This window comes from Gemmatimonadota bacterium (genome assembly GCA_041390105.1).
Lineage (GTDB): Bacteria > Gemmatimonadota > Gemmatimonadetes > Longimicrobiales > Gaopeijiaceae > JAGQIF01.
This window is the reverse complement of the sequence record JAWKQO010000003.1, coordinates 109,636-131,101: the sequence shown is the minus strand read 5'-3', so window position 1 is coordinate 131,101 and position 21,466 is coordinate 109,636. Positions and strand designations below refer to the sequence as shown.

At 68.4% G+C, this 21,466-nt stretch carries 19 protein-coding genes; 10 read left to right on the top strand and 9 right to left on the bottom strand.

The features are described 5' to 3' along the window. Nucleotides 1–22: 22 nt before the first annotated feature. Nucleotides 23–1,291, bottom strand: a complete 1,269-nt coding sequence (locus R3E10_13700; GenBank protein MEZ4416798.1) for an amidohydrolase family protein — start codon at nucleotides 1,289–1,291, stop codon at nucleotides 23–25. After that, the gene (locus R3E10_13695) at nucleotides 1,288–2,748 is read right to left on the bottom strand and encodes a peptidase dimerization domain-containing protein (GenBank protein ID MEZ4416797.1); all 1,461 of its coding nucleotides are present in this window, start codon (nucleotides 2,746–2,748) and stop codon (nucleotides 1,288–1,290) included. Before R3E10_13695 ends, R3E10_13700 begins: the two co-directional genes overlap by 4 nt. 2 nt (nucleotides 2,749–2,750) lie before the next feature. On the opposite strand from R3E10_13695, the gene R3E10_13690 reads away from it, so the two are divergent. Then, nucleotides 2,751–4,130, top strand: coding sequence for a reductive dehalogenase domain-containing protein (locus R3E10_13690; GenBank protein ID MEZ4416796.1), 1,380 nt, complete (start codon nucleotides 2,751–2,753; stop codon nucleotides 4,128–4,130). Nucleotides 4,131–4,136: 6 nt separating this feature from the next. Here R3E10_13690 and R3E10_13685 read toward each other — a convergent pair whose 3' ends face one another. Further along, nucleotides 4,137–5,204, bottom strand: coding sequence for a 3-deoxy-7-phosphoheptulonate synthase (locus tag R3E10_13685; GenBank protein ID MEZ4416795.1), 1,068 nt, complete (start codon nucleotides 5,202–5,204; stop codon nucleotides 4,137–4,139). Nucleotides 5,205–5,359: 155 nt separating this feature from the next. On the opposite strand from R3E10_13685, the gene R3E10_13680 reads away from it, so the two are divergent. From R3E10_13680 to R3E10_13665, 4 genes are all read left to right on the top strand, one after another. Then, nucleotides 5,360–6,427 (top strand): prephenate dehydrogenase/arogenate dehydrogenase family protein, encoded by a 1,068-nt coding sequence (locus tag R3E10_13680; protein MEZ4416794.1) that lies wholly within the window; start codon nucleotides 5,360–5,362, stop codon nucleotides 6,425–6,427. 211 nt (nucleotides 6,428–6,638) lie between these two features. Beyond that, nucleotides 6,639–7,046: a BlaI/MecI/CopY family transcriptional regulator gene (locus tag R3E10_13675; protein ID MEZ4416793.1), complete on the top strand. Its 408-nt coding sequence runs from the start codon at nucleotides 6,639–6,641 to the stop codon at nucleotides 7,044–7,046. Continuing rightward, entirely contained in the window at nucleotides 7,043–8,497 is a 1,455-nt protein-coding gene (locus R3E10_13670; GenBank protein MEZ4416792.1) for a M56 family metallopeptidase, read from the top strand. Before R3E10_13675 ends, R3E10_13670 begins: the two co-directional genes overlap by 4 nt. Nucleotides 8,498–8,511: 14 nt before the next feature. Next, a complete protein-coding gene (locus R3E10_13665) occupies nucleotides 8,512–8,658 on the top strand; it encodes a hypothetical protein (GenBank protein ID MEZ4416791.1) in 147 nt (48 codons plus the stop codon). A gap of 58 nt (nucleotides 8,659–8,716) precedes the next feature. On the opposite strand, the gene R3E10_13660 is transcribed toward R3E10_13665, so the two are convergent. The 3 genes from R3E10_13660 to R3E10_13650 form a co-directional block, all read right to left on the bottom strand. Next, complete coding sequence (locus tag R3E10_13660) at nucleotides 8,717–10,471, bottom strand: hypothetical protein (GenBank protein ID MEZ4416790.1); 1,755 nt, start codon at nucleotides 10,469–10,471, stop codon at nucleotides 8,717–8,719. Between the two features lie 189 nt (nucleotides 10,472–10,660). Beyond that, complete coding sequence (locus R3E10_13655) at nucleotides 10,661–10,861, bottom strand: hypothetical protein (GenBank protein MEZ4416789.1); 201 nt, start codon at nucleotides 10,859–10,861, stop codon at nucleotides 10,661–10,663. Between the two features lie 417 nt (nucleotides 10,862–11,278). Next, nucleotides 11,279–12,268: a polysaccharide deacetylase gene (locus R3E10_13650; protein MEZ4416788.1), complete on the bottom strand. Its 990-nt coding sequence runs from the start codon at nucleotides 12,266–12,268 to the stop codon at nucleotides 11,279–11,281. A 178-nt stretch (nucleotides 12,269–12,446) separates the two neighbouring features. On the opposite strand from R3E10_13650, the gene R3E10_13645 reads away from it, so the two are divergent. From R3E10_13645 to R3E10_13625, 5 genes are all read left to right on the top strand, one after another. Beyond that, nucleotides 12,447–13,124, top strand: coding sequence for a YceI family protein (locus R3E10_13645; protein MEZ4416787.1), 678 nt, complete (start codon nucleotides 12,447–12,449; stop codon nucleotides 13,122–13,124). Next, nucleotides 13,121–14,020 carry a hypothetical protein gene (locus R3E10_13640; GenBank protein MEZ4416786.1) on the top strand — a complete coding sequence of 300 codons (900 nt, stop codon included), beginning with the start codon at nucleotides 13,121–13,123 and terminating at the stop codon, nucleotides 14,018–14,020. Before R3E10_13645 ends, R3E10_13640 begins: the two co-directional genes overlap by 4 nt. A 175-nt stretch (nucleotides 14,021–14,195) precedes the next feature. After that, nucleotides 14,196–14,636 carry a hypothetical protein gene (locus tag R3E10_13635; GenBank protein ID MEZ4416785.1) on the top strand — a complete coding sequence of 147 codons (441 nt, stop codon included), beginning with the start codon at nucleotides 14,196–14,198 and terminating at the stop codon, nucleotides 14,634–14,636. 247 nt (nucleotides 14,637–14,883) lie between these two features. Beyond that, nucleotides 14,884–15,714 (top strand): SprT family zinc-dependent metalloprotease, encoded by an 831-nt coding sequence (locus tag R3E10_13630; GenBank protein ID MEZ4416784.1) that lies wholly within the window; start codon nucleotides 14,884–14,886, stop codon nucleotides 15,712–15,714. A 34-nt stretch (nucleotides 15,715–15,748) separates the two neighbouring features. Beyond that, a complete protein-coding gene (locus R3E10_13625) occupies nucleotides 15,749–17,137 on the top strand; it encodes a Gfo/Idh/MocA family oxidoreductase (protein MEZ4416783.1) in 1,389 nt (462 codons plus the stop codon). Nucleotides 17,138–17,194: 57 nt separating this feature from the next. Here R3E10_13625 and R3E10_13620 read toward each other — a convergent pair whose 3' ends face one another. From R3E10_13620 to R3E10_13610, 3 genes are read right to left on the bottom strand one after another with little or no spacing between them, the layout of a single operon-like run. Then, complete coding sequence (locus tag R3E10_13620; protein ID MEZ4416782.1) at nucleotides 17,195–18,100, bottom strand: DUF4340 domain-containing protein; 906 nt, start codon at nucleotides 18,098–18,100, stop codon at nucleotides 17,195–17,197. Next, a complete protein-coding gene (locus tag R3E10_13615; protein MEZ4416781.1) occupies nucleotides 18,097–20,316 on the bottom strand; it encodes a Gldg family protein in 2,220 nt (739 codons plus the stop codon). Before R3E10_13615 ends, R3E10_13620 begins: the two co-directional genes overlap by 4 nt. After that, nucleotides 20,313–21,245 carry an ATP-binding cassette domain-containing protein gene (locus tag R3E10_13610; GenBank protein ID MEZ4416780.1) on the bottom strand — a complete coding sequence of 311 codons (933 nt, stop codon included), beginning with the start codon at nucleotides 21,243–21,245 and terminating at the stop codon, nucleotides 20,313–20,315. Before R3E10_13610 ends, R3E10_13615 begins: the two co-directional genes overlap by 4 nt. Nucleotides 21,246–21,466: the final 221 nt, after the last annotated feature.

The following is a 21,466-nucleotide window of genomic DNA, read 5'->3' as shown; positions in this document are numbered from 1 at the left end:
GTGCCCCCCGTGCGGAGGTCCCTTAGCGGTCCACCCGGAACATGCGCCCACCCACCATCACCCAGTCCACCCGCCCCAGCGCGTCGATGTCCTGACTGGGATCGCCGTCGGTGACGATCAAGTCCGCCGCCATACCGGGCGCGATGGACCCGATGCGGTCTCCCAGCCCGAGCGACTCGGCGGCCAGCGAGGTCGCCGAGATCACGGCTGCCATGGGATCCTGCCCTCCCTGGTGCACTCGGTAGGCCAGCTCCTGCCAATTGCGGCCGTGCGACCCTGCCACGGCGTCCGTGCCGAACACCATGCGCAGACCGGGAGTGGTGAGCCCCTCCTTGAAGACGGCCAGCGCCAGCGGCAGCGCGCGCTCCATCTGCGCGAACCCCTCTTCGGTGTAGTTGCCGACGCCCAGGTAGCGCTCCTTGTTCTCGAGATAGTTGCGGAAGACCAGGTCGATGTTGGGGTCGAAGAACGTCCCCTGCTCGGCGAGCAACTCCAGGGTGGCGCGGTCCAGCAGCGCACCGTGCTCGACGGTGGTGCAGCCTGCCCGCGCCGAGCGCTGCGCGCTCTCGGGTCCGTGCGCATGCACCACCGACCGCAGACCACGCTCGCGCGCCCGGCCGCAAGCGGCGTCCAGCTGCTCCTGGGACAGCGTAGGCGCGCCCCCATCGCGGATGCTCGCCGAGGCGAAGATCTTGATGACGTCCGCCCCTCGCTCGGCCATGCGGTCCACGAAGGCGCGGATCTCTGCGGGCGAGCCGGTGCGCTCCGTGACCGGTGCAATGGAGGTGAGCACCCTGGGGCCGGGCAGCACACCGCGCCCCAAGGCGTCGCGGAGCGCCAGGTCGTCCGGGGAACCCAGGCTCTGCGCCGTGGTGACCCCACCCATCAGGGTCATCCAGGCGTTTTCGGCCGCGTAGTAGGCCCGTTCCTCTGAAGTCTCCTCCACGGCCGAGCTCTGCGTCCGACCCGTTCGATCGAAATGCCACCCGATGTGCACGTGCGTATCGATCAGGCCCGGCAGCACGGTCAGGCGGCCCACGTCGTGGACGCGGAGCGCAGGCCGCTCACCCGGCGCCGTGATGGCTTCGATGACCCCGTTCCGAATGACGATGTCCCGGTTCTCGAGCACGCCCCCCCGCCCATCCAGGATGCGTTGGGCGCGGATGACCGTGAGCGCGGAGTCCACGTCCGGCCCGGCTCGGCGGGTATCGGGTGGTGGCTGGGGACCGGGCTCCGCGCACCCCAGCGCGGTCAGGACCAGAAGCGCCCCGAGGGCGCGGTGCGCGGTCATGGGTTGGCGTCCGACACGGGGCCGGTCTCCGGCGCGTAGACTTCGCGCAAACGTCGATGGTACTCGGCGAGCAGACCCTTGAGCTCGGCATGCTCCTCCGCCACGCGGGTGCGGAAGGCTTCGTTGGTGAGATAGTCGTAGACGATGCCGGCCATGATCTGCGCGTCCATGCGGAACCCACCGTGTCCGACGTCGGTGAAGGCATCCGCCTCCATCTCCTTGGTGTGGTAGGTACCACGCGAGCTGAACACGCTGACACCGATGCCGGGGATGTCGCGGGTCAGGAAGCCGGTCTCTTCATAGCCTGCGGGTCGCTGCGGCACCTCGTTCATCTCCGGAGCCCCGAGCTTGCTGGCGTAGGCCCAATAGAGCTCTTCCAGGGAGCCCAAGGTCACGCCGTCCCGGTATTCGCCGTAGCGATCGATGGTCACTTCCGTGCCGGTCGCGAGCGCGGCGCCGCGCGCGGCGTCGTCCATCATGCGCGTGATGTGCTCGAGGTAGACCTCGTCGGGATAGCGGATGTAGTAGTCCACCACGGCCCGGGCCGGCACCACATTGGGCGCGACGCCTCCTTCGGGGATCACACCCTGAATGGATGCCTCCGGCCGGAAGGTCGAGCGCAGTCCGTCGACCGCGGTGTAGAAGCGGACTGCGGCTTCGAGCGCGTTGCGCCCGTTCCAGGACGTCAACTGGTGGGCCGGACGCCCGGTGAACGTGTACTTCACCTCGTTGATGTTGAGGCAGCAGACCCCGAAGCCGGCGCGGGCCCGAGCGGTCTCGGTGGAAGAGTGGCTTCGCACCAACAGGTCAGTGCCGTCGAAGACGCCCGCCTCGTACATGATGGTCTTGGCGGGCGGGCCTACCTCCTCGGCCGGGGTGCCGAACACCTTGATGCGTCCCGGGGTCCGGCGTTCCGTCATGAAGTCCTGCAGCGCGAAGGCGGCGGACAGGGCCACGGGCGACTGGGCGTTGTGCTGATCTCCGTGGAAGGGGCCGTCGATGTCGCGCAGCGCGTCGTATTCCCCGATCAGGCCCAGGGTGGGGCCGTCGGTCCCACCCGGGGAGTCCCAGGTGGCCGCGAAGGCTGTCTCCAGGCCGGCCACGCCCACCTCGACCGTGAAGCCTCGTGCGCGGAGCACCTTGACGAGGGTGTCGACGGCGGCATGCTCGTTCCAACCCACCTCGGGAGTGCGACCGATGTGGTCGGAGAGCGCCTGCATCTCCCGGTCCCACCACGCGCCCGCGCCATTCATGACGCCGTCGCGAAGCCGATCGGAGCGCCCCACCATGCGGCTGGCTTGCCCGGTGGGGTCGATCCGCTTCTGCAGCGCTTCGATCTGCTCGAGCACACGAGACGCTGCCTGCATCTCGGTGGGTGTGGTTTGGGCACGAAGCGGCGTGGGCGCGGCCGCGCTCAGCGTGAGCCCTGCGAGGATGGCAACGCGGACAAACGACATCGGTGCGACTCCTGATCGTTCCGGCGGTGGCCGGACTCCTGTGGGTGGTCCATGATAGAGGGGGCGCGGGCGGCGCGCACGCGCAGGCCATCCGAGGCTTGTGGGGTGCCGCCAGGGATGGCCAGGTTCTTCCCGTGTCCAGCCAAGACCTTCCGACCGACGACGTCGTTCGCCATCCGCCGGTGGGCCCAACGGGTTCGCCTCCGTCCGGTCCGGACAGCACCCGGGACCTCGAGGCCGGCTTCGACATCCTGCCCGAGTTCGAACGCTTTCCCCAGCGCATGGACGTGTTCTCCCGCTCCTTCTGGGACCCTACGGTTCAATCCCCGCGCACGGCGCGCTTCTACGAGACCTACCGGACCCCGCTACAAAGCTGGCGCGCGGTCGACGGCTACACCCAGCGTGACTACGCGCTGCGTAACGCCGCCTGGCACGTGCCCGACATCTTTGCGGAGCTGAAGGAGTCGGAGGACCGCCGGGAAGGATTCCTGGATTCCTTCAGCGTGCACCGTGAGGGCCCAGGCGTGCGGCTGGAGGTGGAGGACGTGGACGCGCTCACCCGCGAGGTGAAGCAGGCGGCCCGCGTCTACGGAGCGGATCTGGTGGGCATCGCGCCCTACGATCCGCGCTGGGTCTATCACTCCTCCTACAGCCGCGCCTCCGACGGGGAGAAGCCCATCGACCTGCCGGGCGACGTCACGGCGGTCATCGTGATCGCGCAGGCCATGGACTACGACCTTCTGCGCACGGTTCCTTCGGCCCTCTCGGGTACGGCAACTGGCGTCGGGTACGCGCGCGACACGGTCGTGCTGCTGTCGCTGGCGCAGTTCATTCGCAATCTCGGCTATGACGCGGTGGCCAGCATGAACGACACTGCCCTGGCCATTCCCTATGCGATCCAGGCCGGCCTGGGCGAATACGGCAAGAACGGGCTGCTCATCACTCCGGAGTTCGGACCGCGGGTACGGCTGGGGAAGGTCTTCACCACACTGCCTCTGCGCTTCGACCGGCCTCGCAGCTTCGGGGTGCGGCAGACGTGTCAGCGGTGCCGCGCGTGCGTGGACGCCTGCCCGTCCAAGGCCATTCCTGGCGGGGAGCCCACGGCGGAGCGGCACAACGAGTCCAATCTGCGCGGTGTGCGCAAATGGTCGGTCGACGGCGTGAAGTGCTTCACCTTCTGGGCCAACCAGAACACGGACTGCTCCATCTGCGTGCGCGTCTGCCCCTACAACCGAGACTATCGACGTTGGTACAACCGGCTGTGGGCCCGTCTGCTGCGGACGCCGCTCCGGGGATGGATGCTCAAGCTCGATCGGTGGACGGGCAGGGGAGAGCGAGTCACCCCCGCCGAATGGTGGCGTCGCGTGCGCGCCAAGGGCTGATTCGCGTCAGAGGGACGGTGCTGCTCGGCCGGCGCGGAGCCGCGCCGCGGTTTCGCGCAGCATGATCTCGGTCTCCGTCCAGCCCAGGCAGGGATCGGTGAGCGACAGCCCTCGCACGCGTTGCGTGGGGTCCTTTCCCAGGTCCTGACGGCCCTCCTGCAGGTAGCTCTCCACCATCCACCCCAGGATGGCCGTCTCCCCGCCCGCCCGGCGGTCCGCCAGCTCGGTGGCAATGGCCGCTTGCTTGCGCGCGTTCTTGCGTGAGTTGCCGTGGGCGCAGTCGATCAGGATCACGTCGGGCAGGGAGCGGTCGCGGAGCGCCGTCACCGCGTCCGCAATGGATCCGGCGTCGTAGTTGGGTCGGTTGCCTCCGCGCAGGATCAGGTGGCGGTCCGGGTTGCCCGTGGTCTCGATCACGGCGATGCGTCCCTCGTGGTCGACCCCCAGGAAGTGATGCGGGTAGCTGGCGGCCACCATCGCGTCCAGAGCGATCTGCAAGCTGCCGTCCGTCCCGTTCTTGAAGCCGACCGGCATCGAGAGCCCGGAGGCGAGCTGTCGGTGGGTCGGCGATTCGGTGGTGCGTGCACCGATGGCGGCCCACGACACCAACTCCGCGATGTACTGCGGGACCACCGGCTCCAGAAACTCGGTGGCTGCTGGGAGCCCGAGGGCGGCCACGTCCAGGAGGAGCCTGCGCGCCGTGCGGATTCCGGTGGCCAGGTCGCCGCTGTCATCGAGATGCGGATCGCTGATCAGACCCTTCCATCCGATGGTGGTGCGGGGCTTCTCGAAGTAGACGCGCATGACCACGAACAGGGCGTCGGCCACGTCGTCCGCGACCTTCCGCAGTCGGTGGGCGTATTCGAGAGCCGAGTCGGGGTCGTCCACCGAGCAGGGGCCGACCACGACCAGAGCACGGGGGTCGTCCCCGGACAGCAGCGCGCGCACGCACGCGCGGCTGGCGGCGATGTGGGTCTCGACGGCCTCTGGTACGGGAAGCTCGGAAGCGAGCTGGGCTGGGCTGGGGAGCGGTTGGGCTCCCCGGACGTGTTCGTCGCGGATCTTGAAGGCCATGGGCGAATTCTGGCGGGTCGGGGCGCGGGGGTCGACCCCGGGGCCTCGCATGAGGCCCGACGCAGGGCTGTGCCCGCAACGATGCCGGGCCTCTCGGAGGAGTGGACGCACCCGCTACTTTGGGCTCGCATCCGTGACCCCCTGCTATGGGATCCATGCGAGCACCTGTCACGTTGGTCGGCTATGGGCGCTTCGGGCGCGCGCTGGCGGGACTTCTTCTCGAGGCGGGAAACGAGGTGGTAGCCCTCGACCCGGAGGCCGAGATCCCGGCCGGGCTCGTGCCGGGCGAGGGGCGCGTGCCGTTCGCACCGGGGTGCACCGTCTTTCTCTGCGTTCCCGTGATCTCCTTCGGCGAGGTGTTGCGTGGGCTTCGCCCGCGGCTCGACGGCGCCGATCTGGTGATCGACGTGAGCAGCGTGCGGACACCCATGGAGGCAGCCATGGCGGAGACGCTCGGGAGAGCGGTCTCGTGGGTCGGCACCCATCCGCTGTTCGGCCCCTCGTCGATCGCGTTGGGAGAACGGCCGCTACGGGTGGTGGTCTGTCCCAACCCGCTGCATCCGGATGCGGCCTCCAAGGCGGCAGCGCTCTACCGCTCCTTGGGCTGTGAGGTGATCGAAGAGGAGACCGAAGCTCACGATCGCGGCATGGCCTACACCCATGCGCTCGCGTTCTTCCTGGCCAAGGGTATGCTCGACATCGAAGCCGTCGAGCGTTCGCGCTTCGTACCTCCGTCCTTTCGCGCCATGCTCCGCACCATCGACTCCGTGCGGTCGGACGCCGGGCACCTCTTCTACGCCATCGAGCGCATGAACCCCTTCGCGGACGAGGCGCGCGCCGAGCTCCTGGATGCGCTCGCCCGGCTGCACGACGAGCTGGCCGCCACCGATCCCGCTACCTACCGCACCGCGGGAGGCTTCGCGATTCCGGACCTCGGCCAAGCGGCGCCCGAGCTTCGCGAGACGCGGGACCTGATCGACGAATTGGACCGCGAGCTCATTCGCATGCTGGCGCGACGGGCGGAACTCGCTCGCCGAGCGGGGCGCATCAAGGGCGGGCGGAGCCTCCCGGTGCGGGATCCGGCCCGCGAGCGGTCGCTCCTCGACGCGCGCCGCACCTGGGCGGAGAGCGAGCAGCTCGACCCCGGGGCGGTGGCCCGCATCTTCGAGGCGGTGCTTTCGCTGGCGCGCGGGGTCCAGACGCCGGGAGCCGACGCCTCCTGAGGGGGGCTGGGCGACCGGGAAGCGCCCTCAATCCCCCCTCTCCTGGGATCTACGAAGGCCCGGGTGTTCCCCGTCCCGCACCGGATGCCGGATCTACGAAGAAGGGGGTAGACAACCGGCTCCCTCCGTCGTACTATCTACGAAGTTTAGGGTAGAAAGCCCGGTTCCCCTGAACCGGGCGTCGACCCGTTCGCAGACCAGGGAGAGTCGCGTGACCGAGCACCGACCCATCGTGTTCACGGACCGGGAGCTGGACGTGATGAGCGTCCTCTGGCGGCTCGGCTCTGGAACCGTGGCCGAGGTTCGCGAGGAAATGGGCGACGTGGGCTACACCACGGTGCTCAAGATCCTCCAGATCCTCGAGGAGAAGGGCCACGTCGCCCACGACGCCGAGGGGCGGGCCTATCGTTACCGGCCCCTGGTGGCACCCGAAGACGCGGGGACGCGAGCGCTCTCCCGCATCCTGAACAAGGTCTTTCACGGCTCACTCGATTTGATGGTGGCGCGTCTGGTCTCCGACCGTGATCTGACGGCGGACGAGATCCAGAAGCTGCGCGAGATCGTGGACGACCTGGAACCCGGCACACCGCCGACCGACGGAGGGGGGGAGGAGCGATGACGACGACGATGTTCATGATGACCTCGATCGGAATCGGGGCTGTGTTGGGTGTGTTGGCGTGGCTCGCCGAGCGGGGGTTGCGTGCGGAAGGGCGGCCGGGGCGCTGGGCGTGGGTCGCGGCCATGGCGCTGACGGTGGCCATTCCCTTCCTGCCCCGCCTGATGCCGACGCCAGATGTGCGAGAGGCCGCGGCGGCCCTGCCCGCGACGGCCTTGAGCGCCGAGCGCCTGGCCTCGCTGCTGGAGGGTGTCTCCAGCAACGGAATCGCGATATGGACCGAGCGCGTGTTCGCGGCCCTCTGGGTGGGGTCGAGCGTGGTCGCGCTCCTGGTGGCGCTCGTCGCGGTGGCGCGCCTGTGGCGGGCCCGGCGGCACTGGGCGGAGGCCGAGATCCAGGAGCGCCGCGTGCGCCTGTCCCGGCGCTTCGGCCCCGCCGTGGTCGGCCTCGTCCGCCCCGACATCGTGTTGCCGCGCTCGGCGCTCGATCTGCACGCACAGGAGCTCGCGCTCGTCCTCGAGCATGAGCAGCAGCACGTGCGTGCCCGGGACCCCTGGCTGCTGGCATTGGCTACCGTGATGATCATCGCCCTGCCGTGGAACGTGGCGCTGGTGTGGCAGGCTCTGCGGTTGCGGCGCGCGGTCGAGCTCGACTGTGATCAGCGTGTCTTGGCCCGCGGCGCAGGCCGCCGCTCCTACGCCGATCTGCTGGTGCGCATGGCGGCCGACACGCCGTCCTTCCCGTTCGCCTTCGCCGCCCTCTCGGAACGCCGCTCGTTTCTGCGCGATCGCTTGGAGGCCATGCGTAGCGGTGCCAACGCCATGGGTGGGTACACCCGCGTCGCGTTGGTGGTAGCCATCACGGCCGGCCTGGTCGGCATCTTCGCGTTCGCACCGCGCTTCGTGACCGTCGAGTTCAGCGGACACCGTCACCGTCTGGAGCGGCTCAAGATCGACACGGAGCTGGCAAGCCAGGCGGCGTTGGAGGCCAGGGAGCGCGCCTTCATGGAGCAGGCGCGCGCGAAGGCGGCGCTCGAGGAGTCCCTGGCACGCGTGCAGGAGTCCATGGGGCGCATCGAGCTCACGCAGGAGCGGATGAGCGAGCGACAGCTCCGCCTGCTTCAGGACAAGCTGGAGGCGCAGCGTGAGATGTTGCGCGCCCAGGAAGAGCGGCTGCGCGTGGAGCAGGAGCGACTGGACCGGCTGCAGGTGGAGTTGGAGGGGCGCCTGCGGGAGGCCGACGGAGTCGATGGGTCCGAGCCCGTTGCACGGTTCCGGTTCCGCGAGCGCGTCCAGCCGCGGGTGCGTCTCGCTCCCGATGAGCTCAAGCTGCCAGGGATCGGCGCCCGCTTCGACACAGAGGGGCGTCCTTTCCTCTACGAAGCCCGTGAGTCGGACCCGCGTCTGGAGTTCCCCCTCCCGGTCTCGACACCGAGAACGGCCCCCTCGTCCTGATCGACGGTGAGCGCGTGGACGGCAGCGCCAAGGACGTATTGGCCAAGCTGTCTCCAGACCGGATCGACCGCGTCGAGGTGATCAAGGGCGACGCGGCGCGCACCGTCCATGGTGACGACGCCAAGAACGGAGTCATCCAGATCTTCCTGAAGAAGAACTAGGGGTCGACGTCACGGAGCCGCCGCGGCGCGGGCGGCGGCTCCCTCTCCCCCACTCGCGTTACCCGTCCCTCAGTCGCTCCAAGAACGCCCGGAAGCGGACATCGGTCCGCAGCGCGGCGAAAGCGGGATTGACCGCTGGGTAGTGGTCGGCATAGGAGCGGTCGCTGCGCGACCGCTCCAGCCAGACCCAGGCCGTGGCAGTGTCTCCTGCCAAAGCCGCCAGTGTCGCTCGCGCTCCCGCCGTGGCGCGGCTCAGTGCCGCCACCTCTGCCGCCACCGAGATCGTGGGTCCGCCCGCACGACGCGCTACGGCCCTTTCCAGCAACGGAGCGAGCGACGCCTGGTTCTCAGCACTCGCGGCGGCCCAACGCCGCGCAGCGCTCTCGAAGCCGGCCTGGTCGTCCGTCCAGAGCGACGCCAGCGCCAGACCGAACCACGCGGGTGGGTAGTCCGCAGAGAGCTCGAGCGCATCCTGGAACGCGCGCTTCGCGTCGAGCGCGCGTCCGGCCCACAGCAGCGCGTAGCCCAGATCCGTGCGAATGGGCATGGAAAGCGGATCGAGCTCGTGCGCTACCCGCGCTTCCTCCACTGCCTCTCCTCCCCGTCCCAACTCCGAAAGCTGCAGCGAGTGCCAATGCCTTGCGGGCGCATAGGCGGGGTTCAGTTCGATGGCGCGCTCGAGCTCAGCAACGCCGCGCTGCAGCCGGTAGCGGAAGCCATGGATCAACCCCAGCGAGGCGTGTGCTTCGGCCAGCTCGGGGTCGAGCGCCAATGCCCGGGCGGCCGCCGCCTCCGCGCGCACCCAGGCGCCTTCGGCGTCGACTCCCGCGGGGTCGAACAGAGGGAGCAGCGCCCAGGCGTCGGCCAGCCCCGCGTGGGCCTTGGCGTAGGACGCGTCCTCGGCGATCGCGGCCTCGAAGTGTTCGACGGCCGCGCGCAGTCCATCCGGTGTTCTGCGATTCCATTCCATGCGCCCCCGCAGGTAGGCCTCGAAGGCCTCCGACGTGGTGGCATCGGACTGGCTGAGCCGCGCGCGGTCTCGCGGGGTGAGCGTGCCGCGCAGCGCTTCCACGATCACACGCGCGATCTCGTCCTGGATCTCGAAGACGCTGTCCAACGTCCGCTGATAGGTGTTCGACCAGACGTGGTAGCCCGTCTCCACATCGATCAGCTGCGCCGTGATGCGGATCTCGTCCCGGTCCTTGCGCACGCTCCCCTCCAGGACGTGTGCCACCGAAAGGGTCTCGCCTACGTCCCGGATGTCCACCTCCTGTCCGCGGAACACGAAGGCGGAGGTGCGCGCTGCCACCCGGAGACCGTCGAGACGCGTGAGCAGGTTCAGAATCTCCTCGGCCATCCCGTCACCGAGGTACGCTTGATCTCCGAGTGGGCTCAGGTCGATGAAGGGCAGCACGGCGATCGACGCGGGTGGGGCGTCGGGGCCCAGGGAACGGTGGCGAACACTCCACCATCCCGCCGCCCCCAGAACGGCCGCGCTCACCGCCAGCGCCGCCCCCTGTACGATCCGGCGCCTGCGGGGGCCGAAGGGCTGGCTCTGTCCGTCCGACCGGGTGCGACGCACGCCCTCTGGTGTGAGATCGAAGGCCCAGCTCAGAACCAGTGCCACGGGGAGCCCGGCCGCCGCGAGGACCACCACCAGCGTCAGCGACCACTCGGGCAGCCCGAGAGCCGGCAGGACGATCTCGGCGAGCTGCAACACCACGAAGGCCGCGGCGGCGTACGCTGCCCCGACCTTCACGACGCTTCTTCGCTTCAGCTCGGCCCAGAGGCCCTGTTCGCCTGGCTCTGCCATCCCTCATCCGTCCGTCCCGCGACCCCCATGCCGTCACGACCTACGCGCGGGCGGGGGCGCCCGTTTCGCAATTGGACGGGGAGGAGCGGTGCGGAGTTGCGCGCGGATGCCGGTGCGCGCCCGAGCTCCGGTGGAGGCCGCCACCGATCGGGGCGTCGGTATCGACCGATCCGGCGTGACGGATCAGGGCTAGGCGTCGGGTTTGCCAGGGGCCGCTCCCGATCGGTCTCGGCCATAGTGCAGCACCATTCCCACGGAGATCAGAAAGAACACCACCACCGCGATCGACAGCGGGTCGCGGGGCAGGGACGCGAAGAGCTGGTGAAGGCTCAGGCCCCCTGAAACGGGGGACGGCGTGGGGGTTTGTGGAAGCGTTGCGAGCGCGTACATCCAGCCTCCGAGCGCAGCGCGCACGAAGAGAGGTGCCGCCGATACGGACGGCGCGGCACCCGACCGGAATGGTCGAGTGCGTCCCCTGTGGGTTCACACGCGCGGGGAAGGTGCCGGAGTGAACGGGATGGTAGGGGTAGGGCGAGAAGCGTGAGCGATGTGCCCGAAGCCCGTGGGGCCCTGTTACCATGAGAAAAGGGCCCGGCCACACGTGGGGCCGAACCCGTCGGGATGTGCATCGCCTGTCTTCGTGTCGGATCCGTCCGGTCGCCCCTGATTGGGCCCAGGGAGGATCCGCGCGCTCCATCTACACCGCGCCATCTCAAAAGGGTCGCGGCGTCCAGGAGCTCCACGGTGGGGTGGTGGGAGCGGGGTCGCACGGCCCCCCCGCTCCCGACCGCCCGCGCGGTCCGACGCCTACTCCATGCCCGCCTGCTGCTTGGCCCACTCCACCGCCTGGCGGTGCGTTCCCCACCAGACGCCGGGCTTCGAGCGGATGTGTTCGATCAGGCCTTCCAGCGCCACGATCCGCGACCGGTGCCCGCTGATATGCGGATGCATGGTCAGCGTGAACGTGGTGCCTTCCTCGTAGGCCTTGTCGAACTCGTCGATCCAGATCTGCATGAGGTCACGTGGGGGGGCGTACGCGTTTCCCCGCGGGTTGGAGAGGGGTGCGTCGTCCAGGATCCACTCGACCGGAAGCTCGACGAGGCCCGTCGCTTCACCCCTCTCCACGAGCTCGTAGGGCCGCTCGTCCGCCATGAGAGACGAGTCGTAGAGGAACCCGAGCTTTCTCAGGATGGAGAGTGTATTGGGGCTGAAGTTCCAGGACGGTGCGCGGTACCCCAGCGGACGCTCGCCGAGCAGCTCCGTGTAGTAGTCGATGGCCTGCTGGAGCAAGCGTTCCTCGGTGGGAGCGTCAAGCGTGGTGTTCAGCTCGTGGATCCAGCCGTGGATCGCGATCTCGTGGCGGCCGGAGCGCTGGATCACGTCCTTCATCTGGGGACTGACGCGCATGCTCCAGGCCGGGATGAAGAACGATGCCGGGATCTGATGGCGGTCCAGGAGATCGACGATGCGGGGCAGGGCGACGCGCGCGCCATACTCCCCCTGGGACAGGGAACCGATAGTGGGGTCGCCGGTGCGAATCCCCTGTACGGTTTCGTTGTCCACGTCGAAGGAGAGGAGCACGGCCACGCGCGCACCACCCGGCCAGTTCGGCGGATTCAGGTCGCGGCCCGCCCGCACGGCGTTCACCGCGTCCCACACCTCCTCTTCCGACCACTCGTACCCGAGTCGGCGGCCTTCTTGTCCTTGGGTCGTGGCCGCCTGCGCCGGCCCACCAGGTGCCGGTGCGCATCCTCCGGACAGCGCGGTCAGGGCCACGGCAAGGGTCCATCGCTTCATGGGTTCTCCGAGGGTGCGGGTGGCAGCCACCGGGCCGTCCGCTGCGGCCGGCTCCGGGACGCAAGATTCTGCCGCAGTGCGGCCGAGGCAAACGACATGGGGTCGGGGGCACCGCCGTGGGGAACCCCCACCGGGGAAGAAGGTTAAAGTTTGAACTACCTTCCCCCAGGCACCTTCTATGTGGCCGCTCCTGATCGCAGCGCTGTCCCTGCAGGCCGAGCCGACCGACTCGGCTGCGCCACAACGCTTCCAGGTTCTGCCGGAACGCTCGGTCTTCGCCGTGGTCACGCACAAGACCGGTTTCGCCGCACGCCTGGCCCACAACCACTTCATCGTCGCCGGCGACTACGAGGCCGAGCTGCTGTTCGAACCCGATCAGCCTCTGCGCACGAGCTTCGCACTCACGGTCCCCGTGGCGGACCTGCGGCCCGATGACGCCGGAGACCGGGAGCGATGGGGAGACCGGGTGGCGGCCCTCGAGATCGAGGACGACCTGGGGACCCCGGGGGAGGATGATCGGGCGAAGATCCGGGAGGCGATGCTGAGCGAGAAGCAGCTGGACGTCGATCGCTTTCCGGAAATCACGGTTCGACTGATGGCTCTTCAGGAGAAAGACCAGACGGTGGCGGGCGAGCCTTTCCCCTGGGCCGCGGAGATCGCGCTGACGGTGCGAGGCCGCACGGTCCAGCGCTCGGTTCCCCTGCGATGGAGCTACGACGGCACGGTTCTGTCAGTGGAAGGAGCGGGACGCTTCACCTTCGAGGAGTTTGGCATCGAGCCGTATTCGGCCGCGCTGGGCTCCGTCCGGAACCGGAACGAGTTCGATATCTACCTCAATCTCGAGGCGCTGCGATGAATGGTCGGTGGGTCGCGAGCGGGATCCTGGCTCTGGGTGCTCTTCTCGGCGCGAGCGCCCTCCAGGCTCAACAGTGCAACCAGGACGAGTTGGGCTTCGATTGCCCCGAGTCCTGGGGCATGAAGTACTACACCTCGGTGTCGCTCTTCACGGGGCTCGGGGTTCCCGAGCGGCGAGCGGCAGGCTCGTTCGAGCTCGGCTTCGAGGGTGGGTGGGTTCCGCAGCTGTCCGACGACGAGCGCCGACTGGGGTTCAACGGCACGAAGTTGGAAGACACCAACAAGACGCCCGTCTTCGGTCGGATCCGGGCCACCGTGTATGGACCCGGTGGCCTGTCGGTGAGCGCCGGAGTGGTGCCGCCGCTCGAGGTCGGGGGCGCCAAGCCCCTGCTCTTCGATGCAGCGCTGGGGCTTCCGCTCGTGGAGCGGGATGCGCTACGCGTGGGGGGGCGTGTCTACGGGCAGGTCGGCACAGTACAGGGGGACATCACCTGCGACGCGCAGACGGTTTCGTACGGGAGTGATCCCGTCAGGAACCCCTTCCTGTGCGAGGAACCCTCCGAGGACGAGGTGACCCAACGCTACGCGGGAGTGGAGTTGTCGGCGGCATTCCCCCATGGTGCGCTGGAGCCCTATGTGGCTGCATCGGTCAACTACCTGGACATGGTCTTCGAAGTGCGAGCCCGCTACTCCGGGGTGACCGATCGCCGGGACATGCAAGCCAGCGGCGTCACGTACGCCGGTGCTGCCGGGCTGCGCTATCGGCTTTCCGAGGCGCTCTCACTGACCGGGGAGTTGTTCTACACCCCGCTCGGGATCGTCCGTCCGCCGGCGACGGTTGCTGCGACGGAAGCTCTTCTCAACGCCCGGGCCATGGTGTCCTGGAGGGTTCGCTGAGCTAGCGGAAGCGCGGCACCTCCCGCAGCGCTGAGCGGGGCGGGCGTGTCCCGATCTGGATCCGCTGGGTGGGGGGCAGAAACGACGAAGGGGGCTCGGCCGGTTGGCCGAGCCCCCTTTCGGCTCAGGATCCGGTCAAGAGGCTGCCGGTGAAGCAGTCTTCCGAGCCGTGGTCTTGCGGGCGGTAGCCTTACGTCTGGTGGACTTCCGCTTGGTGGCCTTGCGCTTGGTAGCCTTGCGCTTGGTGGCCTTGCGCTTGGTAGCCTTGCGCTTGGTAGCCTTGCGCTTGGTGGCCTTGCGCTTGGTAGCCTTGCGCTTGGTGGCCTTGCGCTTGGTGGCCTTGCGCTTGGTGGCCTTGCGCTTGGTAGCCTTGCGCTTGGTGGCCTTCCGCTTGGTGGCCTTGCGCTTGGTGGCCTTGCGCTTGGTGGCCTTCCGCTTGGTGGCCTTGCGCTTGGTGGCCTTCCGCTTGGTGGCCTTGCGCTTGGTGGCCTTCCGCTTCGTGGCCTTCCGCTTCACAGCCTTGCGCTTGGTGGCCTTCCGTTTGGTGGCCTTCCGCGCAGTGGCTTTGCGACGCGTCGATTTCTTCGCCGCGCGCTTCCGGGTTGCAGCCATCTGACCCTTCCTGTTTGGGGTGCCGATCCGGGTACGCCCACCGAGCGCACCCAATCCTCGTGAAACGTCGGATACAATATATTGTGTTGTTGCGCAAGAGCGCCACTGTATAAAGTATCCTCCGTCCTGTCCCTCCCGGCCGTGTGATCGAGCGCGTGAGCGAACCCTTCAGCCTGGGTTGTCCTCCGGAGGACGGGTCGCGTATGCTGTCCCTCCCCCAGTCTGACTCACCTTCCGCTTTGTGTTCACCGGTGGCCGCGTCTCATTCGGAAACCGAGATTCTGGCGCTGCTTCGCAAGCGTGGTGCCAAACACCTCAAGCACGTGCGCTTCCGAGCCAACCGGAGCACCATCTGGTCGCTCACCCAGGACGGCGGCGTGCTCAACCTTCACGTCGGATATCGCCGGGCACCGAAGCAGGTATTGGAGGCGTTCGCGGTCATCGCATCGAGCGCCCGCGGCACCTCGGCCTCCTACCGGCGAGCCACCGCCATCGTGCGCAACTGGCCCGGGTTGGAGTCGGCGATGGAGGAGCTGGCGATCCAGTCGGGGGACCCGCGGCTGCTTCGCCTGGAGCCGGGGCCCTGTATCGGTTCGGAGGCCCAACGCAGCTTCCTCCGCCGCATGTACCGACACCTGAATCGTCAGCGTTTTGCTGGGGTTTTGCCGGACGACCTGCCCGTGCGGGTGAGTGGACGGATGGTCTCCCGACTGGGCCAGATGGTGCCTGGGTTGCGCTTCGGACGCCGCGTCGTGATCGAGCTCGCACTCAACGTGGACCTCTTCCTCGCGGGGAACGACCGAGAGCTCGTGGAGACGTTCGCCCACGAGATGGCACACGCGGCCGACTACCTCCTCAGCGGGAGGCAGGGACACGGCGCGTCCTGGAAGCGGTGGGCGCGGATCGCGGGGTGCGAACCGGTCGCGTGCACCCACCACCCCATTCGCCATCGCACCTCGCTCCGACAGGTGGTCACGCGGGTGCCGCCCTGGCCGTTTTCGGGTCGGCGCCGGAGCGACTCGGTACGAATTGCCGATCCGCTGCGCCCACCGTTGCCGATGCAGCTCAACCTGTTTCAGTGACCTCAGCGAAGCTCTGAGCGGAGGAGTAGAACCGATGGACGGACGCGCACCGCAGGAGTGGGGACGTAGGGAGTGGCTCAAGCTTGGAGCTGTCGGTCTCGGTGCGGCTGCGTTGACGACGGGCTGCCGCTCAGAGGCTGCGGCGGGCGCCAGTGCCGCCAGTGGCGTTGCCACCGCTGCGCCGGCGGAACCCTTCCGGGCGCCCGCACTCGAACGGGTCCGCGTCGGATTCGTGGGGGTAGGCGGGATGGGATCCGTCCACGTCCGCAACCTGCTCGAGATCGCCGGCGTCGATCTGGTAGCCGTCTGTGATATTCGGCCGGAGCATGCAGAGCGGGCCCGGACCTGGGCGGTCGAGAAGGGACAGGCGCCGCCGGAGCTCTACACCCGGGGCGAGCGGGACTTCGAGCGCATGTGCGCGGAGGCCGATCTCGACCTCGTGTACAACGCCACGCCCTGGGACTTCCATGTCCCGATCTGTCTGGCGGCGATGAGCAACGGGAAGCACGCCGCCACGGAAGTGCCGGCCGCGCTGACGCTGGAGGACTGCTGGGCGCTGGTCGAGGCGGCGGAACGGCACCAGCGCCACTGCGTCATGATGGAGAACTGCAACTACAGCCGCTCAGAGCTGATGGTCCTCAACATGGTCCGGCAGGGGGTGCTGGGCGAGATCCTGCACGGTGAAGGCGGCTACCTGCACGACCTCCGCGACATCAAGTTCGCTGACGAGGGCGAGGGCCTCTGGCGCCGGGAGTGGTCCAAGACCACCAACGCGAACCTCTACCCGACCCATGGACTGGGGCCGGTGGCCAACTGCATGGACATCAACCGCGGCGACCGCTTCCAGACGCTGGTCTCCATGAGCAGCCCGTCTCGCGGGCTGCAGGAGTGGGCCCGCGAGCACTATCCGGAGGGGCATCCCAAGCGTCAGGAGAGCTACGCGCTGGGAGACGTGAACGTCAGCCTGATCCAGACGGCGCTGGGGCGGACGATCTACGTCGGTCACGACACCAACCTGCCGCGCCCCTATTCCCGCATCCATACCGTGCAGGGGACCAAGGGACTGTTCCAGGGCTATCCGGATCGGGTCTACGTGGAAGGCATGAGCGACCCGCACAGTTGGTCCACGATCGAGGAGTTCCGGGACCGCTACGAGCATCCGCTCTGGGTGCGCGAGCTCGCGGAGCAGGCGGAACGCCCCGGCCATGGCGGGATGGACTTTCTGGAGGATCAGCGACTGATCTACTGTCTGCGCAACGGACTCCCCACGGACATGAACGTCTACGACGCAGCCGCTCTGTCCGCGGTCATCGATCTCTCGAGACAGTCCGTGGCCCAGGGCGGAGCGCCCCAGGACTTCCCTGACTTCACACGCGGTCGCTGGCAGGAGTGGCCCGCCTGGGAGATCGTCAGCGAGGTCTGATGCGTCGCAGTACTCCGTACCGGCGGTGCCCCACGTGTCCAGCGTTTGGCGGGCGGCTCAGCGCGGCCGCAGGGAGTCCGGCGGCGGCATCATCCGGTCACCACGCCACTGCGAGAGCTCGTAGAGCGTCCCGCTTCCTGCACGCCGCACCACGAACGTCTCTGGTGCCACCCACCCCTCGAGCGCCAGAAGAGTATCGCCCTCGTTGGCGATCGCCACGAGCGTACGCCGCTCTCCAGCCGGTTCCTCGGAGGGAGTGGGAAAGCCCGTCGCGCTGATCCGGGAGATCTCGCCGAGCACTGTGGCAACCGTAAAGGAGTCCGCCGTTGCCGCCCCGAGCGTCCAGGCGGAGGCGTCGCGGTTGAGGGTGTAGCCGCCCGACCCGGTCTCGACCTGAATGGTGGCCACGCGGGCGGTGTCGACTGCGGCCACGTTCTTGTTGCGCCACTGGTCCAGGGAACGGACGGTGCTGGGCCTCAAATCGCCCACCAGGCTCACCACGGCATCCTCGCCGGGCAAGCGGGCGAAGGCGGTGCCAAAGCGAGTGCCCGTCTTCCCCAGGATGATCTCGTACGGATGCCCGTCGACCGTCTCCAGACGAAGCGTCCACGCATCTGGCCCTGCCACGCCCAGGCGCTCGTGGTTCGCGGGGTTGTTGGCGGCCACACCGGCCACGTCCGAGGACGCGAGCGCCCGCAGGAATCGCGTGACGGCCTCCGGATCCGACTCGTAGCCGTTGACGGTCCAGCCCGAGCCGGCCCGTTCCAGCGCCAGGGAGTCCGTGGGCCCCCTCAGCAGGATCGCGCGGACCGCAGCGGTGTCGATGCTCTGCAGCACGCGCGCGAACCCGGCGCCACCACCGCTCGAGCCACGACGCACGCGCTGCACGATCCCCAGGACCGAGTAGACGACCAGGGCGACGGCCAGCGCCATCAGGATCCGTTTCAGCGTGCGTTCGCTCATGCCGCTTCCCCCCATTGTCTGCGCGCTCGGCTCACGCGGCCGCCCACCCGCACCGCGCCCAGCAGCACCAGCAAGGCGGGGATTCCCACCAGACAACCCCACTTGAGCACGTTCTTGCCCCAGTCGGAGGAGAAGACCAGCGGTGGGGGCACTCTGTTCTTGGAGCGGATGTCGATCAGGCTCTCGTCCTGCCCGAGCCAATCCACGGCGTTGGCCAGGAAGGCGACCCCCTGTGGGTCGGCCCGCAGGAACTGGTCTTCGAGGAACGAGGCGTCACCCACCACGATCAGCCTGCCGGCTCCCCCGGCACGATCCCCGTCGACGGCGGCGGCGAGGATCTGCGGGGAGAGTGACGCTGCGTCGGGAGCGAGTGGGATCTCAGGTGCGACCGAGCTCCCGGCGGGGACGGAGCCGCCGGCCTCCGTGGTGGTCCACAGCGGCGTCACGTGGGCGCTGTCGGTGATGATCAGCGGCGAGGGCCAGCCGAACGTGAGTGAGCTCAGATCGCGCACCGTCGGGTGCTCCGCCGCGGGGAACGCGATGGGCCAGTAGGCGTAGCTGCGGATCAGGGAGAACATGCCCTGTTGCCCCATGGAGATCCGTTGGCTGGACCGAAGGTCGAACGCTACATCGGTGCTCAGCTCGACGCCTTCCTCCTTCAGGAACTCCTCCAGCCCCGTGGTCACGGGCAACGTGGTGGGCGCCTGTGGTGAGAGCTGAAGACCTTTGACCAGAAGCAGGGCCGGATGTCCGGCGTCCACGAACTCGCGCACACGTGATACGGCAGCCGGATCCAACGGCGCGGTAGGGGTGGCAATCAGGAGCACATCGACGCCTTCGATGGATTCGACCACCCCGCTGCTGTCGGGCTGGAGGCTCACGGCCTCGATCTGGTAGCGCTCGGAGAGGACCTGCCGCGCGAGTTGGAACTCGAACTGCCCGCGCATGCCAAAGCCGGTGGCCCATCCGACCACGGGCATGCCTTCCCGGGTCATGGTGGTGATGGCGCTGGCCAGGCGCAGCTCGAGATCGTCCGTGCGGTCGACCAGCGGAATGACCTCGCTCTTGTCTGCGTACTGCACCGCCAGGCCGAACCATCCGCGTTTGACCTGGAATTCGTCGTCCCTGAGCACATTGAACTCAATCGGTGTGATACCGAAGGAGCGGGCCTCCTCGGCCGCGGCCTCGTCCTGGTCAGGATCGAGCTCGCCGACCTGGAGCCTACCGTCGGACGCGCGCTGGAAGTCGGCGACCAGGTCCCGCACGTCGCGGACCGTGGACTGGATCTCCAGGGGGAGCTCCCGGGACATGAACAGCTTGATGGTCACGAGATCGTCGAGTCCCGCCACGATCGTCCGGGTGCCTGCCGAGAGCGTGTACAGGTTGCCCCTCGTCAGGTCGAGGCGTCCGGGGAGATTGGAGCCCGCCAGGCTCACCACTAGCGCCAATACCGCAGCGGCGGCAGTCCCCACGCGAAGCCGGCGGAAGCCGGCGCGTGTCGGGCTCAGGCGGTCCTTGGCCAGGAAGAAGCCGGCGAGCACGAGAAAGAGGACCGTCCCGGCCATGAAGTAGAGAACATCCCTCAGGTCGATGACGCCCCGGGCTACTCCCTCGAAGTGCCGGACCACGCCCAGCTCGCCCAGCAGAGCGGCCACCCTGGGGGGGAGTCCTACCCGCACCACCGGGGCGCCGATCAGCACCAGAGTGAGGCTGAGGGCGGTGGCGAGAATGAACGCCGTGATCTGGTTCTGCGTCACCGACGAGGCCCACAATCCCAGCGCCACCAGGAGCGCAGCCAGAAGCGCGGATCCGAGATACTGTGCGACGACGATGCCAGGGTCCGCATCCGAGGCGAGCAGCACTCCGGCAGCCAAGGGAAGGGTACAGGCCAGGGTGAAGACCACGAACAACCAGTTCCCCAGGAACTTCCCCAGCACCACCGTGCGCTCGTCGAACGGTTGGGCCATGAGCCATTCGAGGGTGCGCGTCTGCCGCTCCTCCGCCAGGGACCGCATGGTCACGGCCGGCACGAAGATGGCCAGCAACCACGGCAGCAGATCGAAGAGGGGGCGCAGCGTGGCGAGTGAGTTCGCGTAGATGCTGCGCACGGCCAGGAACAGCGCCAACGCCAGGAACGCGATCTGGAGCACGTAGGCAGTGGGGTGATCGAAGAACCCCTTGAGCTCACGCCGTGCCAGCGTCCACACGTGTTTCATCGGGGCTCTCCTCCCGCGGTCAATTGCCGGAAGAGGTCCTCGAGGCTGGCCCGCTCCTGGTGCAGCTCCCACAACACCCAGCCGTGTTCCTTGGCAAGCGCGAAGATCCGAGGACGCAGCTCGGTGTCACCGGTCGTGGTCAACGTGACGCGCACGCGTCCCTCGACCGGGTCTGCCGCGACGGTCGACACGCCGCTCAACGTGCGCAGCGTGGCTTCCACCTGGTCACCTTCCGCCTCGATCACCAGGGTCGCCCCACCTCTGCGTCCTGCGGCCAGCTCCTGCACCGTGCCGTCGGCGACCAGGGCCCCGCCCGCGAGGATGAGCAATCGAGAGCAGGTCGCTTCGACTTCGGCCATCACGTGGGTGCTGAGCAGAACGGTACGCTCGCGTCCCAGCGTGCTGACCAGCTTGCGGATCTCGACCCGCTGATTGGGGTCGAGCCCTTCCGTGGGCTCGTCCAACACCAACAGCTCCGGGCGGTGCAGGATGGCGCCGGCCAGCCCGACGCGCTGCCGGTATCCCTTGGAGAGCTCGGCGATGGGCCGGAAGAACACGGCGCTCAGATCCGTCTCCTCGGCGGCGTCCCGCACCGCGCGCACGAGGTCCGGACCAGCGAGGTCGCGCAGCCGGCCCGTGTACTCCAGGTACTCGCAGACCAGCATGTCCTCGTACAGGGGATTGGACTCGGGAAGGAAGCCGATGCGGCGCCGGGCGCCCACCACGTCGTCCTGGAGCGGGCGTCCGTCGAAGCGGATCGTACCCTCGTCCGGCTCGAGGCCCCCGGTCAGCATGCGCATGGTCGTGGTCTTTCCGGCGCCGTTGGGTCCGAGAAAGCCCACCACTTCTCCGCGATCGATCTCGAAGCTGACCGCGTCGACCGCGGTGAGATCGCCGAAGCGCTTGGTCACTCCGTCGACCGTGATCACTCGCTCAAGCCTCCTGCGTAGCGGGCTGGTGTGCCTGACCCGCCGGCGTCGCCCTCCGAGACGCCGAACGGTCGCGTCGGATCCCTTCGACGCGACCGTTCTGACCAAGGGTTGGTCCGCCGACCGGGGTCGAAGAACTCCGATGGTCTCCGGGGGGAGGTTCCACCCCCGGAGCGGCCCCGATTCTAGATCGGGTTCCTGGGGGTGTCCAGGGCCGCCGG

Bases quoted from the DNA above. Each gene is read 5' to 3' on its own strand.
- R3E10_13670 (MEZ4416792.1), top strand. From the start codon at position 7,043: ATGACGACGACGATGTTCATGATGACCTCGATCGGAATCGGGGCTGTG.
- R3E10_13650 (MEZ4416788.1), bottom strand. From the start codon at position 12,268: ATGAAGCGATGGACCCTTGCCGTGGCCCTGACCGCGCTGTCCGGAGGA.
- R3E10_13660 (MEZ4416790.1), bottom strand. From the start codon at position 10,471: ATGGCAGAGCCAGGCGAACAGGGCCTCTGGGCCGAGCTGAAGCGAAGA.
- R3E10_13645 (MEZ4416787.1), top strand. From the start codon at position 12,447: ATGTGGCCGCTCCTGATCGCAGCGCTGTCCCTGCAGGCCGAGCCGACC.
- R3E10_13625 (MEZ4416783.1), top strand. From the start codon at position 15,749: ATGGACGGACGCGCACCGCAGGAGTGGGGACGTAGGGAGTGGCTCAAG.
- R3E10_13615 (MEZ4416781.1), bottom strand. From the start codon at position 20,316: ATGAAACACGTGTGGACGCTGGCACGGCGTGAGCTCAAGGGGTTCTTC.
- R3E10_13700 (MEZ4416798.1), bottom strand. From the start codon at position 1,291: ATGACCGCGCACCGCGCCCTCGGGGCGCTTCTGGTCCTGACCGCGCTG.
- R3E10_13685 (MEZ4416795.1), bottom strand. From the start codon at position 5,204: ATGGCCTTCAAGATCCGCGACGAACACGTCCGGGGAGCCCAACCGCTC.
- R3E10_13620 (MEZ4416782.1), bottom strand. From the start codon at position 18,100: ATGAGCGAACGCACGCTGAAACGGATCCTGATGGCGCTGGCCGTCGCC.
- R3E10_13640 (MEZ4416786.1), top strand. From the start codon at position 13,121: ATGAATGGTCGGTGGGTCGCGAGCGGGATCCTGGCTCTGGGTGCTCTT.
- R3E10_13655 (MEZ4416789.1), bottom strand. From the start codon at position 10,861: ATGTACGCGCTCGCAACGCTTCCACAAACCCCCACGCCGTCCCCCGTT.
- R3E10_13695 (MEZ4416797.1), bottom strand. From the start codon at position 2,748: ATGTCGTTTGTCCGCGTTGCCATCCTCGCAGGGCTCACGCTGAGCGCG.
- R3E10_13680 (MEZ4416794.1), top strand. From the start codon at position 5,360: ATGCGAGCACCTGTCACGTTGGTCGGCTATGGGCGCTTCGGGCGCGCG.